The 18,839-nt window shown below is 34.9% G+C and carries 13 protein-coding genes; 8 read left to right on the forward strand and 5 right to left on the reverse strand.

Features of this window, described 5'->3' with window-relative positions; translation table 11 throughout:
• Window positions 1–4 precede the first annotated feature (4 nt).
• From ABJF52_RS17080 to ABJF52_RS17100, 5 genes are all read right to left on the reverse strand, one after another.
• Window positions 5–1,441: a PHP domain-containing protein gene (locus ABJF52_RS17080; RefSeq protein WP_348153061.1), complete on the reverse strand. Its 1,437-nt coding sequence runs from the start codon at window positions 1,439–1,441 to the stop codon at window positions 5–7.
• 19 nt (window positions 1,442–1,460) lie between these two features.
• The gene (locus tag ABJF52_RS17085; protein WP_348153064.1) at window positions 1,461–2,372 is read right to left on the reverse strand and encodes a dihydrodipicolinate synthase family protein; all 912 of its coding nucleotides are present in this window, start codon (window positions 2,370–2,372) and stop codon (window positions 1,461–1,463) included.
• Between the two features lie 238 nt (window positions 2,373–2,610).
• Window positions 2,611–4,269 (reverse strand): SusD/RagB family nutrient-binding outer membrane lipoprotein, encoded by a 1,659-nt coding sequence (locus tag ABJF52_RS17090; RefSeq protein WP_348153066.1) that lies wholly within the window; start codon window positions 4,267–4,269, stop codon window positions 2,611–2,613.
• 22 nt (window positions 4,270–4,291) lie between these two features.
• A complete protein-coding gene (locus tag ABJF52_RS17095) occupies window positions 4,292–7,690 on the reverse strand; it encodes a SusC/RagA family TonB-linked outer membrane protein (protein WP_348153069.1) in 3,399 nt (1,132 codons plus the stop codon).
• A 52-nt stretch (window positions 7,691–7,742) separates the two neighbouring features.
• Entirely contained in the window at window positions 7,743–8,690 is a 948-nt protein-coding gene (locus ABJF52_RS17100) for a PKD domain-containing protein (RefSeq protein WP_348153071.1), read from the reverse strand.
• Window positions 8,691–8,922: 232 nt separating this feature from the next.
• On the opposite strand from ABJF52_RS17100, the gene ABJF52_RS17105 reads away from it, so the two are divergent.
• The 8 genes from ABJF52_RS17105 (at window position 8,923) to ABJF52_RS17140 (ending at window position 18,622) form a co-directional block, all read left to right on the forward strand.
• A complete protein-coding gene (locus tag ABJF52_RS17105) occupies window positions 8,923–10,224 on the forward strand; it encodes a hypothetical protein (protein ID WP_348153074.1) in 1,302 nt (433 codons plus the stop codon).
• Window positions 10,225–10,230: 6 nt separating this feature from the next.
• Complete coding sequence (locus ABJF52_RS17110; RefSeq protein ID WP_348153077.1) at window positions 10,231–11,616, forward strand: PhoPQ-activated protein PqaA family protein; 1,386 nt, start codon at window positions 10,231–10,233, stop codon at window positions 11,614–11,616.
• Window positions 11,603–12,517 (forward strand): alpha/beta fold hydrolase, encoded by a 915-nt coding sequence (locus ABJF52_RS17115; protein ID WP_348153078.1) that lies wholly within the window; start codon window positions 11,603–11,605, stop codon window positions 12,515–12,517. Before ABJF52_RS17110 ends, ABJF52_RS17115 begins: the two co-directional genes overlap by 14 nt.
• A gap of 9 nt (window positions 12,518–12,526) precedes the next feature.
• The gene (locus ABJF52_RS17120; protein ID WP_348153081.1) at window positions 12,527–13,546 is read left to right on the forward strand and encodes a polysaccharide deacetylase family protein; all 1,020 of its coding nucleotides are present in this window, start codon (window positions 12,527–12,529) and stop codon (window positions 13,544–13,546) included.
• A 95-nt stretch (window positions 13,547–13,641) separates the two neighbouring features.
• Window positions 13,642–14,502, forward strand: a complete 861-nt coding sequence (locus tag ABJF52_RS17125; protein ID WP_348153083.1) for a bile acid:sodium symporter family protein — start codon at window positions 13,642–13,644, stop codon at window positions 14,500–14,502.
• 49 nt (window positions 14,503–14,551) lie between these two features.
• Window positions 14,552–15,631 carry a sialidase family protein gene (locus ABJF52_RS17130; protein WP_348153086.1) on the forward strand — a complete coding sequence of 360 codons (1,080 nt, stop codon included), beginning with the start codon at window positions 14,552–14,554 and terminating at the stop codon, window positions 15,629–15,631.
• Between the two features lie 15 nt (window positions 15,632–15,646).
• The gene (locus ABJF52_RS17135) at window positions 15,647–17,053 is read left to right on the forward strand and encodes a neutral/alkaline non-lysosomal ceramidase N-terminal domain-containing protein (protein ID WP_348153089.1); all 1,407 of its coding nucleotides are present in this window, start codon (window positions 15,647–15,649) and stop codon (window positions 17,051–17,053) included.
• Between the two features lie 3 nt (window positions 17,054–17,056).
• A complete protein-coding gene (locus ABJF52_RS17140; RefSeq protein WP_348153091.1) occupies window positions 17,057–18,622 on the forward strand; it encodes a hypothetical protein in 1,566 nt (521 codons plus the stop codon).
• Window positions 18,623–18,839: the final 217 nt, after the last annotated feature.

The raw sequence follows: 18,839 nt of genomic DNA on the forward strand, positions 1-18,839 counted from the left end.
AGATTTACAAGGTGTTTTTTAGTCTGAAAAATCGAAAATATGCTACTATCCCAGAATAGAACAGAAGTATAAGTCCCATTGGCCCAAGCAGTAAACTATATTCTTTATACACTTTACTATACCCTATTACAGCTTCTCCTTTAAGAAAATAATTAATGGCTAAAACAATCATAAATATGGAACTTATACCTGCCAATATAAATAGTCCACTACATTTGATGTTCGAAACTTTTTTTATTCTAGTTATTAAATATTGAAATATTAACAACCAAGCAATCCAAGACACTACTTGCCATATATTTAAAGTTCTAAAATAATTTACTGCAGTTGCAAAAGGTCTAAAAGCCAAATTAGTTTTAGTATAAAAAGGGCGGTCTTTATATACTAAAATTTTAATGTTTTCTTGAGTCCCACTTTTTAAAATGGACAAAATTGTTTGTTCTTTTGTGCCAACATCTAAATTACTCCAATTCTCAATTTCAAATGCATTGTATAAAGAACAAGCCCTACCATAACCATGAAAATCCAGACCTCCAATCATGGTTAATTTATGTTCTTCACAAAAGTTTCTAATTGTTTCAAAAATTTCTCTATCGTAATATAGGTCAGTCGCTGTATTTTCAATTTCAAAGCCATCAACGCCTAGCCGTTGATACACCTCTATATCTTTTCCTTTCCCGTCAAACCAATGATTAATAATAACAGCTCCACCATATTTATGCACCGAGTCTATTACCGCTTTATCAGTCATCCCTTTGGTTTCAAATGTACCACTCAGTCCAAGTAAACTCATATGGTTACTACCTGAAAACTCTTCTCCAACCATTACCAAAGGAGCATCTAACTTTTTAATTTTTTTCTGATTCTTAACAAGCTCTAAAGTTTTCTTATGGTTTGCATGGTCTGTAATAAAAAAGGCATCAAATCCATTTCTTTTATGCCACTGCATCATTTTCTCTTGTGAAATTAGTCCATCGTGACTGTACTCGGTATGAGCATGTGTTGTCACTAAAACAGAATTTTTGGAGTTGTTTACAATTGTATTATTTGGCAGAGGGATAAAGAGGATTAAAACAAAAATTGCAAAGCAAATACCCAAAACAATAGGCACGTTTACAATTTTATAAATTATAAACTTTTTGCGATTAACGCTATTTCCAAAAAATTTAATCATGCAATAAACCAGGTATGCAATAAGTAGCCACATTAAGGCATAAGGCAATTCTTCTAATACGTATAATGATCTATTTAAGAATAATATCAGCCCTAAAAAAGGCTCAAAAAAAACACGCCAAAATGCTATTTTTACATCAAAATCGGCTTCAGGTAGTAATGTTAAAGCATTTTCAAAATGTATCGGAAAATGAAAAATAGTAGCCAATAAAACGATGGATAAAATCACGATTACAACGCCTAGCCTTTGCATTCTAATTTTATCCATCGTTATATATAATTTCGATTTACTTTATTAGACTCCCTTCTATTTTAAATAAATTCCTCTTTACAATGTTACTTTGTTCATGAGAAAGTTTCTGCAATGGTACAGCCATATAATCGTTACAAACACCCATTATTGCCAATGAACCTTTAATTGCTTTGATACTGCTAGTTGGCGTATTATTTATATGATATATATTTTCATCAATAGCATATACTTTTTTTCTAAGTTCATTTATAGCGAGTTCATCTTTATTTACACATGCTTGGTATAGTTCAACAAAGGTTTTTGGACTAAAATTTGCACCTCCTGCAACCGCTCCATGGGCTCCTTTAGCCATTGCCTCAGAAATAAAAAGTTCATTTCCTACAATAATTGAAAATTCAGGATCATCTTTAAACGCTTCAATAATTTCATATAAGGATTCCATATCTCCTGAACTATCCTTCACTCCAATAGCACCCAACTCTCTAGCTTTCTTAACAATATTTACCTTTAAGTGCAGTTTTGTACAACTTGGAATATTATACAAAAGAAAAGGCAAGGGTAATTGTGGCGTTAAAATTGATAAATATTCAATCATCTCCTCTTCCGAAATTGGAAAATAATATGGTGGTGCTACAACCAAAACATCTACTCCAGCCTCCTTTGAATAACTTGCAATATCCAAAGTACCCTCTAAAGAAGTATCGGTTATTCCAACTAATACTGGCACTCTACCATTAATAATTTCGCAAGCCTCAGAAATTAATTGTTTTCTTATTCTATAGCTTAAACTGGGTCCTTCCCCATTAGTTCCTAACAAAAATATACCATGAACACCACCTTCAATCAAATGTTCAATTATACTTTTTAAACCAATACTGTCTAGTTCTCTATTTTCCAATAGAGGCGTAATCATCGGAGGAATAATTCCTTTTAATGGCAATTTCATAATTAACTATTAGTGTTTAAACAAATTAAGTATACAACTAAAACTTATGCCACAACAATGTTGAAGTAATCCTATAGAATTTTACCCATTCTAGTAATAATTCAAATATTTAAATCTTAAAACACAGATAAAAACAATAAAAGGTTGCAAATAAAAAGGAGGTTTTACATATGTGAAACCTCCTTAAATTGAACTGGTTTTTATCAAGTTCGTTTGGTTATTATTTTAAGCTACAAATTTAATAGGGCTTATTGGTGCCTTGTAAAAGCCACATTTTAGACCAAGCACTGTTGTTAGTTGCATCATCACCTTTAAATGCTGTGGTTTCCAATCTTCCTATTGCGGCATCTGCATTAGTTGCGTTATTATCTATTTCGTCTATATGATAGTAAAAGCGTAAAGGTAGCGCAGGTCTTTTTGCAGCGGCTCCCGCTTGTAAATCAGGAATTCCTGTTCTTCTATAATCGAACCAGGCTTCTGCCGCAGACGACCAGTTTGCAATCCATTTTTGCTTTAGTATATCGTCTGGTTCGGTGTAAGCCGCAGGACCAGCAATGTAGTCGTTATATGCGTCACCAACTCCCCAAGCATTAAAGGATTGTTTTATTGCTTCATTATAATAGCCTGATACTGCACCATTCGCCCAACCTTTAGTTGCAGCTTCCGCTTTAATAAAATTGACTTCAGCTGCAGAAATTAAACGGGCTTGTAATAAATCACCACTAGCTTCTTTATAAATATCATTTAATTGAGAAACATGTAAATTAAGTGCTCCTTGATTTAGATTTTCACTTAAATTATAAGCAATACCGAATGTCATACCGGTGGGCAAGCCTACATACTCTTTATCATAATCAACAGGAAAGCCTACAATATCCTCATATGCATCAACTATATCTTGTGAAACATGTCGTTCTCCATCTTCTACATAATCAGTTCCATCAGGAGCCCCAGCATCCAAAACAAGAGGGATGTCAATTTGATTTGCCCATACGCCTAATCGAGGGTCATTCAATGCTTGCAATTCGTCAACTAAAGTTGCCCCCATTTTTATTCTAAAATAAGACCCCTGCGAATCTGAATCAAACTTTGTGTTTGTAGGCCAAGAATCGACACTTGTATTTCCAACATAAGCCATGTTCGCATCATCTGCTGCATCTATAATTAATGGATATAATTGTGGGTTTTGTAAAATCTTTTTTATCCCTTGCTCTGCCCAAGCTGGCTCCTTAACCGATAAGCGCATATAATATCGTAAAGCCAATGAATTGGCAAATTTTCTCCATTTAGCAACATCCCCTCCAAATAAAATATCCTGATCAGCTTGTATACTAAAATATGACCCTTGATCTTTAGATAGCAATGAATTCGCAGTTTCTAAATCCATCAAAATACCTTCATAAATTGACCTTTGATCATCAAATACTGCATCAAAAAATTCTGCTCCTTCATTACCTCTTAGAGCTTCAGAATAAGGTGCATCACCCCATAAATCTGTTATTAAACCAAATAGGAAAGACTTCATAACTAGTCCTGCACCTTGATGAAATTCTAGTTCATCAGCCTCTGCCTTTTCTATCATGTTTTTATTATTCGTCAATAAAGTATAGTAACCATTCCAACTATGAGAATCGTTACTCCAATCATAGGCATTATGTCCACTAGACCAACCATCCTTTTGTGTGTGTTGCATTACCCCAGCAATGTCTCCAAAGCCCAAGCTAACTACAGCTTTACCCGCACCATTAATTACGGTTGGCAGGAGTAGATTGGGATCCACATTTTCTGAACCAATTTGATTAGGGTTTTCGTTCAAATCTTCTAGTCCGTGACAAGAGACTAAAAGAATAAGACCTAAAACCAATAGGGCTATTTTATTGTTATTAGCATTGTTCATAGCGATGTCAGTTTAAATTTTATTAAAATGTGATTCCGATTTTAATTCCTATTGGAACTAACCATGGATCTACATTATATCTTTCTATACCTTGTTTAAATTGTGTACCTCTGTTCCCTGAACTTGTTTCGGCTTGAAAAGCACGTTCTGGATCTATTCCAAATTCAGAGTCTTTAGTCCATAACATTATATTTCTACTATAAAGAGAAACACTCAAATTATCTATGGCGGTTCTTTCTATAAATTTTGAAGGCAAATCATAAGACAATGACACCTCTCTAAGTTTCACATAATCTGCATCAAACATATGCGGTGTACCAAAGTCCCATGGGTTGGCAACTGAAAATGGAATAAAAGCGGTGCCTGCTTCTCCTAAATTTTCAGATTCTAATATAAAATTACCATTCTCATCATGCGTTCCTACAACCCCCGCGTTAAAAATACCATCATAAACAACACTTCCCCCTAAATCTTGAGCAAAACCTCCATTGCTTGGTGGACCACCAATAGACAAGAAGTTTTCACCATAAATTAGTAAATCTGCGTTATCCAAAACCCATTGTTTCAATTCTGGTCCGGGTTCAGAAATACCAGGGTTTATAAGATTATTTAATATTTGTTGTCCATATCCATCCTCAACCATGTATCTGCTGGTTTGCGACATGTACTGTCCACCTGAACGCCAATCAAATGTCAAGTTTAAAGAAAGGTTTTTGTATGATAAGGTTGTTTGTAAACCCATTACAAAATCAGGATTATAATTACCAACTTTTACACGTTCGTCTTGCGCGAGCCACTCAGCATCTTCACCTGAACCCAATAATGGATAATTGTAATATGGTGAATTTACATCAGTAACTCTTTTTATTAACGGCGAGTAAATATTGCCTACTAAACCATCTTCACCAGTTGCTGCATTTGCCACATAACCTCTTGAAACACTTTTGTTTTCACTCCAAAATTCTATATAATCGACACCATCAGATAATTCTAATATGGTCGATTCATTGGTCGTATAATTTAAATTTACATCCCAATTAAAATTCTCCGTACGAACTGGTGTAAAACCTAATGAAAGCTCTAGACCTTTACTTTCCAAAACACCTGCATTAATACTAACACTATTATAACCCGATGACCCAGGAATAGGAATATTAGGTACAATTTGATTTCTATTTTCTACAGTGTAATATGTACCTTCAAAACGAAGTCGGTTCGAGAACATATTTAAATCAATACCAATTTCTTGAGAAGTTGCTTCTTCTGGTTCTAGATTAGGTGTATTTAAACCACTTTGACCACTATATAAAACTGCATTTTCCCATTGACCATTGTTATTAAAATAAGAGCTTAATTGATATGGGCTAGTATCGTTACCTACTCTTGCCCAACCTGCTCTTACTTTTAGTAAATCTACTTTGGGAATACTCACTAATTCACTCACCAATAAGCTTAATGAAGCAGATGGATAGAAATAAGAACGGTTATCAACAGGTAAAGTACTCGACCAATCATTACGAGCAGTTACATCTAAGTATAACATATCCTTAAATCCGAAGTTAGCTAAACCATAAACACTATTAATTCCTCTCTCAGTTGTATAACTAGAATAATTCAAAGTAGCTGGAGCAATATTATCTACTGTAAAGAGGTTCGGTACAATTAGCCCTGCACCTGTAGCTGCAGAATTTATTAAACCATTATTCTTTTGGTACATTAAATTCCCGCCCGCGGATATCGTCATATCAAAATCACCTAAATCCTTATTATAACTAGCTAACAAATCAATATTAGTTTCCAATCCATCCGTTTTTGCTATACCATACGTACCGTTATTAGTTTCACGGTTATAGCCCGGCGCCATTTTAGTTTCTTGAGTTTGATTAAAACTATTTAGATTATAACTAGTTCTAATATTAAATGATGGAGAAACCTTCCAGTCCAAAGCAAAATTTCCATAGACTCTAAATCTCGAAAAACTATTGTTTACCTCATTAGCTAAAAACCATGGATTTGAGTAATCACTTGAAAAGTTATAAATATCGGTACCTGGTAATTTGTAATCTTTTACATCCAAAATATTAATATTTGCAGGAACGCTATAAGCAGCCTGCAATGGATTAGTTCCTCTATTGGACGCTGGTCTATTATCAGCATAACCATGTACCACATTTACATTAGTACTAGCTTCTAATTTATCACTGAACTTGGATGATGCTGAAAGTGAAAAACTATTACGTTTAAAATCAGAGTTTGGAATAATTCCAGTATTATCCAATGCAGTCACACCCATGCGATAATTAAGTGCTTCTGTGCTATTTGTAATTGTTATGCTATTTGTAGTGGTTATTCCTGTTTGAACAAATTCTTTAACATTATCAGGATATGACACCAGTTCTGTAGGAATTGGCACTCCATTTGCATCTAATGGAGAATTCCATTGTACAGCATAGTATCCTTTATCTAATTCTGGTCCACCATTACCTCCAGCAGGTATTACGTCCGGTAGAATATAACTGCCACCTTGTGATTCAGGCGAGAAAGAAAAATATCCATTTGCGAATTGAGATTGTGTATCTAAGTATCTGTAAGGAACATCAAAAACAGTATTTGAAGTGAAATTCACCTTCATTTTTTCCTTATCCTTTGCTTTTTTAGTAGTAATTAAAACTACGCCATTACCGGCACGAGAACCATACAAAGCAGCCGCACTTGGCCCTTTTAGAATACTGACATTTTCAATACTTTGTGGATCTAAATCGGATATTGCATTCCCATAATCCACTGGATTTCGATCACCAAAACCTCCAATATTATTTAAAGTATTCGCAATTGGAACACCATCAACAACAAATAAAGGTTGGTTATCCGAGCTTAATGAAATAGCTCCTCTAATTACCATACTCACTGATGATCCAGCTCCACCGGTATTATTTAAAGTAACCCCAGCTACTTTACCAGAAAGTGAATTCAAAACATTCTCCTGCGCCACTCTTGTTAATTCTTCAGCTGCCACATTTTCAACTGAATATCCTAATGATTTTTCTTCTCTTTTAATCCCAAGGGCTGTAACCACAACCTCATCTAATGCTTGGGCATCTTCATTCATTACTACATTAATAGTTGTTCTACCCGCCACTTCAATGTCTTGTGCTTCGAAACCTAAATAAGAAAATACTAGGGTACTATTTGCATCAGGAATATCTATTGTGTAATTACCATCAAAATCAGCAGAAGTACCACTTGTAGTTCCTTTAATTAATACTGTAACTCCCGGTAAGGGCATACCATCTGCCGCGGAAGAAACTGTCCCAGTAACGGTTTGCGCACTTATATAGGAACTAAATAAAAGAAATAGTACAAAAGATAAACATGCCGAATATCGAGCGACTTTATTTTGGAAGTGATTATGCGTATCCATATTTAATTTCGTGTATTTGTTATCATTTTTGATTGATTTGGTAGTTTAAAGGCTATTTGACAACTTCAAAAGTCAAAATAACAGCATTGGTATTTACACCGATAAAATCTTGTGATGCAGCTAAAAACAGAACTAACCTCATCGTATTATCCGTTAATTCTTGGATAATAACTTTCTGTTCAAAATCTTTAAGACCAATAAAGGCCTCGCCAGAAAAATCAAGCGTACTAACTCCATTATAGGTTAGCATTCCACCAGGGCCATAAACAGATGAAACGGTCATGTTTTCACTTTCTGCGTAAGTAAACGTGGCAGCTTCAGGAGTAAACACTCCAGTACAAAGTCCGAAATCAGCACCCCCATCATTTACTATTCCTGCTCCTCCTGTAGTAACAAATTGATAAAGCAAACCGCTAAATACTGCCCCATCAGCTTTTACATCTTGCTCATAATTACCATCGAAGAAAAAAGTAAATTCATCTTCATAAACTTCTCCCATTCCCAAGCCAGCACCAAAGATCCCAGCAGGAAGAGGTGCTGGTGCTCCATCAAATGCAGAAAGTTCTGCATCAGCGTTAGCAAAATAATCTCCCTCTGAATGAGCACTTGATAGTTTCCAGGTTTTACCTGATTCTGCTGTTGCTCCTCCTGTCAGCAATACATATGGAGTTATATCAATAGCAAGTTCAACTTCTTTTACTAAAGTTGCTCCTGTTTCGTCTGCAGCAGTTAAAACTGCCGTGTAGTAACCCCCTTCTGTGTATGTATGAATAGGATTTTTCTGATTACTAGTACTTCCATCACCAAAATCCCAACTCCAACTAGAAGCGTTATTTGTAATACCCTGAAAAGCCACCGCTTTACCATTAACACTATGAAAAATGTCTGCTGTAAAAGGTATGATTCCGGTATTGGTATCGTCGTCAGAACTACAGGAAGATAGTATGAAAAAGAAGCATACTAACAATCCTAAAAGTACTTTTGTATTTGATGTGTTCATAACAGGTTCTATTTTAAAGCGGTGTAAAACTGAAACTATTTTTAGACTTCGGTTTTAACTTTTAGTTATGTAATTATTAAATCTAAAATTTGACTTGAATCAAAAATATTGTGAAATTTCTCATAATATTTCAGCTATTTTGTTAATTATGCGTGAAATTTTAACCTTCACTATAAATAATTCCATTTAATTTTACCATATAAACAATATTCTAATACTTGTTTTAAGCAAAATGAAATCGAATTTTATCTCCAAAAAGAAGTTTTATTTGCCGTTTCTATTGAATAGCCTCTTTTTAATATTGAATATTCCGCTGCATTCCCAAGAACTTTTTGTTGGTTCCGCTAAAAGAATTTTAACACCCAATCCTTTAATTGCTGTTTCGGGAGGTGTAAGTGCTCCAAAACCAGTCAAGACTAAAAAAGGAGAACTCTCGGTTAGAGCTATGGTTTTTGAAAAAGGCAATGAAAAAATAGCAATAGTTAATATTGATAATTTAGGTTGGCCAGCAGCGCTAGGCAATAAATCTAGAAAGCTTGTCAAAGACATTCCTTTTAATAATATATTAATTGGAGCTACACATACACATAGCGCACCAGACGCCTATGCTTTTCCAGATGCAAATGGAAATCACGCAGCAGACTTAGAGTATCTTGAATGGTGTACCATACAAGTTGCTGATGCAATAAATGAAGCTTATACTAATAGAGAACCTGCTAAACTTAAAATTGCAGTTGCGAAAGCAGAAGGAAAAATTGCTTATAACTACTACGCCTCAGAATTGTACGATCCAAGATGCGGTGTAATTCAAGCTGTAGGAATTAAAGGTAAACACAAAAACAAAACAATCGTCACTCTAGTAAATTATGCGATACATCCTGAAGTAATTGGAAGCAGCAGGGGAATTTTAAGTCCTGATTTGGTTGGGCCTTTATATGATCGTATTGAAGAAAAAACCGGCAGTATGGCCATTTTTATGAATGGTGCCCAAGGAGGCATGGTTACAGCAGATAATAGACTTGATGATGGTAACGAAGCCAATGATTGGGAGGAATGTAAGCGAATAGGGTATTTATTAGCCGACGAGGCCATACGCATAATTGCTAGTGCGCCCATTCAAGAAAACCCAGATATTTTCTGTTCAAATAAAAAGGTTAGTTTTCCTGTAGATTCTGCAATGATGCGTTTTATTCTAGAAAACTCACCCTTAAGTATTGCAACTTCTGATGAAGGAACAATTACCACCACACTAAATTTATTAAATATAGGTTCAGCACAAATCTTAACCATTCCTGGCGAAGCACTACCGAATATTGGTTACTATTTAAAACGAAAAATGCCAACTAAAAGTCCGTTTCTATTTGGATTAACTAACGATGCACTTGGTTATATTTTAACCAAAGAAGACTTTAATAGTTTTGAAAAATACAACTACGTAAGTCGTACAAGTTTGGGAGAAATGACTGGTGAAATTTTAATTACAACACTTTTAGAAATGATTAAAAACAATCCAAAACCACATAAATTAAATTAATATAAAATGAAAATAGCACTTAAAATTGTTCTGGCCTTGGCTATAGTATTTTTGACATCTTGTCGAGATAATATTAAAAAAGAAATAGAAGAAACAACAGCTGAAGTTGAAGTTACTCCAGAAAATGCATTAGAAAGTTATTTAAAAACTGCTGATGATTCTTACCAATGGGAACTCAAAGACTCCTTTGAAATTGGTGATGTAACGGCACATAATTTGCTATTAACCTCACAAACTTGGAGAGAACATGTTTGGAAACATCAATTAACAATATTAGTCCCAAAAGAAATAAAATATGATGGAGCCTTATTATTTATTACAGGAGGACATTTAAAAGATGGATTGCCAAAATGGACACCTGAAGATGACCTTGATGAAACAGGACCTATGTCTTTAGTTGCAGAGAAAAACAAGGCTGTTGTTGCAATTATTCGACAAGTACCAATGCAACCACTTTACGAAGGAGACCTTGTAGAGGACCAACTAATTTCTTATACTTTACACAATTACAAACAAGATAAAGATTTGACTTGGCCTTTGCTTTTCCCAATGGTAAAAAGCGCTGTGCGTGGTATGGATGCCATACAAGAATTTTCCAATAAAAATTTAAATAAAGACATTACTCGTTTTACTGTTGCAGGAGCATCAAAAAGAGGATGGACAACTTGGCTTACAGGTGCGAGTGACTCAAGAGTAGAGGCGATTGGCCCAATGGTAATTGATGTTTTGAATATGCCTGTTAGTCTGGATTATCATCTTACAGCATGGAATGAGTACAGTGTTCAAATTAACGATTATATAAAACTTGAAATTCCACAAACGGTAAAAACCAAAGACGGTAATGCATTAACTCAAATGATAGATCCTTATTCATATAGAGATAAGCTTACTATGCCTAAACTTATTTTCATCGGCACCAATGACGAGTATTGGCCTGTAGATGCGGTTAAAAATTACATTGAAGATATCCCTGGCGAAAACTACATTCATTATACGCCAAATGCTGGTCATAATTTAGATGGTGGTGAAAGCGCAATAAATTCATTAAGTAGTTTTTGGGGTCATGCATTGGCTAAAAAACCATATGAACAACTTAACTATTCTATTAATTCTGACGCAGAGTCGGCTACCCTATCAGTAACCTCTAATTCAGAAGATTTCAAAAATGCTTATTTATGGTCGGCAGATTCTGAGGATCGCGATTTTAGAGATGAAGAATGGACATCGATTAAAATTACGCCAGCGGAAGGAACAGAAACAATGCAAAAAATATCTTTTCCAAAGAAAGGATACAAAGCATTTTATATCGATTTAGAATATACTGATGACAATGGCGGTTCGTACACAAAAAGTACAAGAATGTATCTAGCCGATGATGATGAAATACTCTAAGCTTTTTCGAAATGGGTTCTTAATAATTGCAGCAATTTTAATTGTTGCATATGCTCTTTTCAAATCTGTAAATAATACGAGTAAAACTGTACCAATTAGCACCTATTACAATTATGATAAAGCTGTTCCCTTAAAAGATTCAGTTCAAACTATTATTGATACTGCTAATTATAAGTTGTTGTCGGTAACCTATCAAAGCATTCATAACAAAAAGGTAACTGGACTTTTAAGTGTCCCTAAAATTGATAAAAGTAAAATTCCTGTAATACTACTAATTCATGGACTTGGTGACCATAAAGAAGTAGATTATGTTGCATATGGGAATGATTTCTTTTTAAAAAATGGCTACGCTGTTCTTAGAATTGATGTAAGTGAACATGGAGATCGAAAGGCAGAATTTTACGATTTCGATTTTACCGGAGATTATAAATATTGGTCACGTAATATAATAAGACAAACAGTTTTTGATTTACGTCGTGCAATTGATTTTTTAGAAACTAGAAAAGAATTAGATAAAGATAGAATTGGCTATTACGGAATTAGTTTAGGAGGAATTATTGGCACTATTTTTTGTGGTGTTGAGAATCGAATTAAAGTACCCGTTATTGCTTTAGCAGGAGGGCAATTAAATTTACTTTTTGAAGAAAAGGCGATTTCAAAAGAAGCTAAAGATTTTGTTGGAACAATTGAACCATTAAATTTTGTGAAACAAATTTCACCACGTCCATTATTAATGTTAAATGCAAAGAATGACGAAATAGTACCCCCAACAATGACCAAATTACTTTATCATGAAGCGGGTGAACCAAAAGATATAATTTGGTATGATGCAAAGCATAGAGATGCTCCAATAGATGTAATTTATAATGACGGATTAAATTGGTTTAAAAAACACCTTTAAATAATAATTATGAAAAAAACTGCTGTTAGTAGGGCTGCAATAATAATATGTTGCTCGTTAATTTTAGGAAGTTGTGGCGAAAAGAAAAAAGAAGGTATCGCCACTAAAACACAGGAGAACACCATAATCTCAGAAAACACCACTTGGGCAGAAAAACTTGGTTGGCCAGCTGGTAAAAAGGTTATTATGCTTCATGCCGATGATATTGGAATGTGCCCAGAAGCCAATGATGCTGCTGAAAAAATGTTAAATGAAGGTGCTATTCAATCGGCTGCTGTAATGATTCCTTGTCCAAATGCTGAAGAATTTATTGTCTGGGCTAAAAACAATCCAAAAATGGATGTTGGATTACACCTAACGCTAACGAGTGAATGGAAAACGTACCGCTGGGGTACTATAACCCCAGAAGAAGAAGTACCTGGTTTAATAGATGAGGAAAGAAAAATGTGGCACGAAGTACCTCAAGTTGTTCAACATGCATCAGCTGAAGAAGTAGAAAAAGAAATTCGCTCACAAATAGAGCAATCCATCGAATGGGGTTATAAACCTGATCACATAGACACACATATGGGTACTTTATTTGGCCATCCTAGTTATGTAAAAGTATATATGAAAGTTGCTGAGGAATATGGAATTCCTGCAAATATTATTGATATTTCAAACCCAAAAGTTCTAGCGGAATTTAGAAGCAAAGGATATCCCATGGACGAAAGTGTGGTTAAAATGTCGGAAGCCTATTCGATGCCTAAACTAGATTATTTTACGAGTGCGCCAAATGCAAAAACATATGAAGAAAAAGTGGCCAGTTTCAAAACGTTAATTGAAGGATTAGATTCCGGACTCACCGAAATTATTTTTCATCCTTCTGTACTTACTGAAAACTTGAAAAGTATTACTGGTTCTTGGCAACAACGCTCTTGGGAATCACAAATGTTTTCTGATCCAGATTTAATTAAATTTTTTGAAGAAGAAGGAATCATCTTTACAAATTGGAAAGAAATCATGGAACGATTTAATAAAATAAAATGATAAAATTTAATGCATAACAAATAAGATAGCATTAACAGGCTATTGTTTTATTGGGTTTCTTTGTAAGTAACCTCTAAATTTATAACTCTCAACTGATGGATTCTACTGTAGGAATCATTCTGGCCATATCGCTCATTATAATCATGTTTGGAATGGGGTTGTCTTTGACATTAACCGATTTTAAACAAGTTTTTAAATTTCCAAAAGCCATTATTATTGGGCTGTGTTGCCAAATAATTATTTTGCCTTTAATTGGTTATTCCATAGCAACTGCTTTACAATTATCACCAACAACAGCAATCGGTGTGATGTTATTATCTGCATGTCCTGGAGGTCCTACTTCCAATATGTTGACATTTTTAGCTAAAGGAGATTTAGCCTTATCCGTATCACTTACGGCAGTAGCTAGTATACTCACCATATTCACCATCCCGTTAATTGTACAGTTCGCAGTTGAGGAATTTTCCAGTGCAAGTCAAGCTATAAGTGTTGACGCCCCCACAATGTTAAAACAATTACTAGTAATTGTTTTAATACCAGTAAGTATTGGTATGTGGGTTAAACACAAATTCGGAACTTTCGCCTCCAGAATGGAAAAACCCGTTAAAATTATTTCAGCAATCATATTTATATTGGTAATTGTTGGCATTACATTGAGCCTAAGAGATGTTATAGTATCATATTTAAAAGAAGCCGGTCTACCAGCAATTTTATTAAATATTTGCACGATGACCATTGGCTTTTTACTAGCGGTACTATTCAAATTAAACAGAAAACAAGCCATTAGTATTTCTATAGAAACAGGAATACAAAATGGAACCTTAGCTATAACTTTGGCTACTATAGCTTTAAACAATGCTGAATTTTCTATAGTACCAGCTATTTATGGTCTATTGATGTACATTTCAGCGACTATTATTATTTTAACTAGAAAGTCTTTGGGCGTCACTAATTAAATTCTAGAAGACAAATTAAATCCTAATTTTCAACCTAATTCAATATCAAATGAGAGTAGCTTTTTTAATTGCCTTTACAGTATTATTTCTGTCGTGTAAAGAAAAGACAGTTGAATTACCTCCGTTAATTTCAACAGACCACCCTGCTGTTTTAACTCAAGAATTTATTTACGAAATTGCAGATGCTATAACCCCAGAATGTCATGCATCTACAGTTGAAGTGAGTAACGGAACGGTTGTAGCTTCATGGTTTGGAGGTACAGAAGAAAAAAATAAAGATGTTGGTATTTGGGTTTCTCGAAATACCAATGGTTCATGGTCTACACCAATAGAAGTAGTTAATGGCGTACAAGATGAAAACACCCGGCACCCTTGTTGGAATCCGGTATTATTTAAACCAAAAGGGGAGCCATTGTATTTATATTACAAAGTTGGTCCCAGTCCACAAGAATGGTGGGGTTTGTACATGACGTCTAATGATGACGGCAAAACTTGGTCAGAACCAATTAAACTTCCTGATGGAATTTTAGGTCCAATAAAAAATCAGCCGATACAATTGGCTGATGGTACCATACTATCACCTTCAAGTAACGAAACAAAATCTGGCGAATGGACAATCCATGTTGAAAAGAGCATTGATACTGCAAAAACTTGGACCAAAACCAAACCACTTAACAACCCTGACACCTTTGGAGCTATACAGCCTGTGGTTTTAAATCATGGCAATGGCAATCTTCAATTGATTAGCAGAACTAAGAATGAAGTGGTTTCCCAGAATTGGTCGGAAGATGGTGGAGTAACTTGGGGGGAAATGACAGCTACTTCATTACCAAATCCAAATTCTGGAGTAGACGGAGTTACTTTAAAAGATGGGCGTCATATACTTATTTATAATCCAACTGGTAAAAACTGGGGAGACCGCGTTCCTTTAAGTTTAGGTGTTTCTAAAGATGGAATAAATTGGGATCGTGCAATCGACCTAGAACCTTTACGTGAAACTACAGATAAAGAAGGTGAAGAATATTCGTATCCTACAGTAATTCAAGCAGAAGATGGCAAAGTACATCTCGTATATACTTGGAACCGTAAAACGGTTAAATATTTGGTAATAGATCCTACTAAAATATAAGCAAATAGTTGAGGCATGAAAACAAAAAAGTGGCAGCGAAGATTGTTGCGTGTATTAGGAATATGCGCTTTTATTCTACTGTTACTTTTCTATGTCTTAACCGACCCCATTACTACTGACCCATATTTCGAGTCCAATTACTATAAGAATACCGTTGCTAAAATGGACACTGCTTTTCTTAAAAAAGTAGACGTTAATGGAAAGCTCCTCGCTGGTTTTGCACGCATGAACATAAGCCCTAAGATAGTAGCTGATTCTCCGGATACTGCCAAAGGTGAATTTAGTGCTATAAAAATGGCTGGTTATGGTGATGGGCAATTTGCTACAGGCGTTCACGACTCATTATTTGCTAAAGCGATTGTTTTAGAAGTTAATGGTAAGGAATTGGTTTTTTTAAGTGCCGATATGGTAGTTATTCCAGAACTAGTGGTCCAAAAAGTAGCTGAAAATTTAGAAGGAATAATTTCAAGAGAACATATTTTATTTGGTGCTACTCATACCCATGCTAGTATTGGAAACTGTATACCAAAATTTGTTGGTGAAAGTTTTGGTGGCGAGTACCAGCCTGAAGTCGTAGCCTGGTTAGGAAAGAAATTTACACAGTTGATTTTAAATGCCAAAAAAGATAAAAAAGAGTCAAAATTTTCATCGGGATTTATTCACGTTCCTAATTTAATTCGGAATAGGATTATTGGGGAAACAGGACGCCTTAATGACAAATTGAACCTTGTCTCTTTTTCTCAAAACGAAGGTAGAAAAGCTGTTATAGGGATATTTGGAGCACATGCTACTACAATAGCCACATGGAATGACAAACTTAGTGGTGATTATCCTGGTTATTTTCAGCGTAGTCTAGAAACTAAGGGCGTAGATTTAGCACTTTTTTTCGCTGGTACCGTAGGCAGTCATTCCAATAAAGGAAAAGGAGAAAAATATGAAAAGACCAAATATATCGGTGAAACATTAGCAGATTCAGCGGCAGTTGTTATCAATAAAATGGAATATGATTCGGTTGTTAAAATGACTGCGATTACCACAGAAATCGAAATTCCAGAATTACAAGCTTTCTATATCTCCGACAGAAGACGCGTTGCACCATGGGTTGCTGAAAAACTTATGGCAGACATGCAAACTATTTATTTACAAGGTGTAAGATTAAATGATTTAGTATGGCTTGCTATGCCTTACGAACTTAGTGGCGAATACGGAATAGATTTAAAAAATGCTTTAGAAGTGGCTGGTTACAATTCTAGTTTAACAAGTTTTAATGGCCAATACCTTGGCTACATTGTACCTCAAAAATATTATTATTTCGAAACTTATGAAGCCCAATTAATGGGTTGGTACGGCCCCAGCATGGGAGACTATTTAATGGAATTGAATTTTAAATTGGCCAATGAATTGACCGATAAAAGATTATAATTAATGAAAACAATAAAACGAATTTTAAAAGGTGCGGTATTATTTATACTACTCGTAATCATTGTTGTGGGTAGTATCTTCATATATAATTGGCGTGATCGCCACCCCGATTATGCAATAGATTTAAAGATTGAAAACAAAAATGAAAATAGTATAAAGGCTGGTTTTGCAAAAAAAACCATTACTCCAACTATTGTTGATACTTGGAATGATGCCAACGGAAACAACAAGTATAGTGAAGATGAAGGTGACACCTATAACGACAACAATAATAATGGAAAGTTTGATGCCTATTGGATTGCCGGTATGAGCAATGCTAAACCTGCACAAGGTGTACATGATGATGTTTGGTCTCGTGTAATGGTTTTAGATGATGGCAAGAGTAGAATTGCAATGATTAGTATGGATGCTATTGGCTTTTTACATGGCGATGTTATTGACATTAGAAATAGAATTCCAGAAGAATTAGGAATTGATTACACATTGCTTTCTTCAACTCATACACATGAGAGTAATGATTTAGTTGGCATATGGGGAGAAAATATGTTCAATTCCGGGGTGAACGATGAAATGATGGAATATGTAAAAGAACAAACAGTTGCTGCCGTTGTTGAAGCAGCTAAAAATCTTCGTCCTGCAAAATTAGTTTTTGCTGAAGATCTTTCTGGCAAAGATTCAACACTAATTAAAGACACTCGAAAACCAATTGTAAAAGCAACTGGCATACATGTGATGCAAGTTTTGGATGCGGAGAATGAAGAGACTCTTGGGTCTCTCATCAACTGGTCGAATCATCCAGAAACATTGTGGAGTCAAAATTTATTAATTAGTTCCGATTTTCCACATTATGTTCGAGAGGCTGTTGAAAAAGGAGTTTATAATGGGACTGAAAAAATGGAAGAAGGTTTAGGCGGAGTTGCGATTTATTTCACTGGGGTTATTGGTGGTTTAATGGCACCGCACCCTTCAATTTCTATTGCAAATCCCTTTACCGGAATTGAATATGCCGAACCAACTTATGAAAAAACAAAAGCGCTAGGTGATCAAATAGCATTAATGTCATTGGCTGCTCTTAAAAAAGAAGGTGACACTATAAGCACTTCCAATATTTCGGTCCGCGCAAAAACGGTATTTGCAGATTTAGACAATACTACTTTTAAAATTGCTAGTGGAATTGGGCTAATAAAAATGGGAATGCCAGCATACTTTAACAAAAGAACCGAAGTAGGTGCCATTAGAATTGGCCCAGCGCTATTTTTAAGTATTCCAGGAGAAATTTATCCTGAGATTGTTTTTGGCGGCGTAGAAGCCCCCAAAGGCCGAGATTTTGAAATACAACCTTTAGAGATTCCACCAATACAAAAGCTCATAAAAGACAAGTACAAATTCTATTTGGGGCTTTCCAATGACGAGATTGGCTACATTATTCCTAAAAGTGAATGGGATGTAGAAAAACCTTATCTATACCATGATCATGGCGACACTTATGGCGAAGGAAATTCCTTAGGCCCAGAAACGGGACCATTTATATATAATTCGTTAATTGAGGTGATAGAAGATTTAAATTAACCTGTTGAGCATTTTGGTGAAATAATTTAAGCGAAGTGTCTTTTTATCCTTACAACACAATGGGTTATTAAAATTGAAAAAGCCCCCTTTTGTTTCAAGAAAGAGGGCCTAAAAAAATAAGCTAATCGTTTAATTTGTTTGTCTAAGTTGGTTTTAATTTTAGTTGAAAAACAATTGTGTGAAATATAATACTCCGTTTGCATCAGCAGTAACACTA

The organism is Aurantibacter sp. (genome assembly GCF_039941195.1).
Classification (GTDB): Bacteria; Bacteroidota; Bacteroidia; order Flavobacteriales; family Flavobacteriaceae; genus Aurantibacter_A.

Bases quoted from the DNA above. Each gene is read 5' to 3' on its own strand.
- ABJF52_RS17080 (WP_348153061.1), bottom strand. From the start codon at position 1,441: ATGGATAAAATTAGAATGCAAAGGCTAGGCGTTGTAATCGTGATTTTA.
- ABJF52_RS17085 (WP_348153064.1), bottom strand. From the start codon at position 2,372: ATGAAATTGCCATTAAAAGGAATTATTCCTCCGATGATTACGCCTCTA.
- ABJF52_RS17090 (WP_348153066.1), bottom strand. From the start codon at position 4,269: ATGAACAATGCTAATAACAATAAAATAGCCCTATTGGTTTTAGGTCTT.
- ABJF52_RS17095 (WP_348153069.1), bottom strand. From the start codon at position 7,690: ATGGATACGCATAATCACTTCCAAAATAAAGTCGCTCGATATTCGGCA.
- ABJF52_RS17100 (WP_348153071.1), bottom strand. From the start codon at position 8,690: ATGAACACATCAAATACAAAAGTACTTTTAGGATTGTTAGTATGCTTC.
- ABJF52_RS17105 (WP_348153074.1), top strand. From the start codon at position 8,923: ATGAAATCGAATTTTATCTCCAAAAAGAAGTTTTATTTGCCGTTTCTA.
- ABJF52_RS17110 (WP_348153077.1), top strand. From the start codon at position 10,231: ATGAAAATAGCACTTAAAATTGTTCTGGCCTTGGCTATAGTATTTTTG.
- ABJF52_RS17115 (WP_348153078.1), top strand. From the start codon at position 11,603: ATGAAATACTCTAAGCTTTTTCGAAATGGGTTCTTAATAATTGCAGCA.
- ABJF52_RS17120 (WP_348153081.1), top strand. From the start codon at position 12,527: ATGAAAAAAACTGCTGTTAGTAGGGCTGCAATAATAATATGTTGCTCG.
- ABJF52_RS17125 (WP_348153083.1), top strand. From the start codon at position 13,642: ATGGATTCTACTGTAGGAATCATTCTGGCCATATCGCTCATTATAATC.
- ABJF52_RS17130 (WP_348153086.1), top strand. From the start codon at position 14,552: ATGAGAGTAGCTTTTTTAATTGCCTTTACAGTATTATTTCTGTCGTGT.
- ABJF52_RS17135 (WP_348153089.1), top strand. From the start codon at position 15,647: ATGAAAACAAAAAAGTGGCAGCGAAGATTGTTGCGTGTATTAGGAATA.
- ABJF52_RS17140 (WP_348153091.1), top strand. From the start codon at position 17,057: ATGAAAACAATAAAACGAATTTTAAAAGGTGCGGTATTATTTATACTA.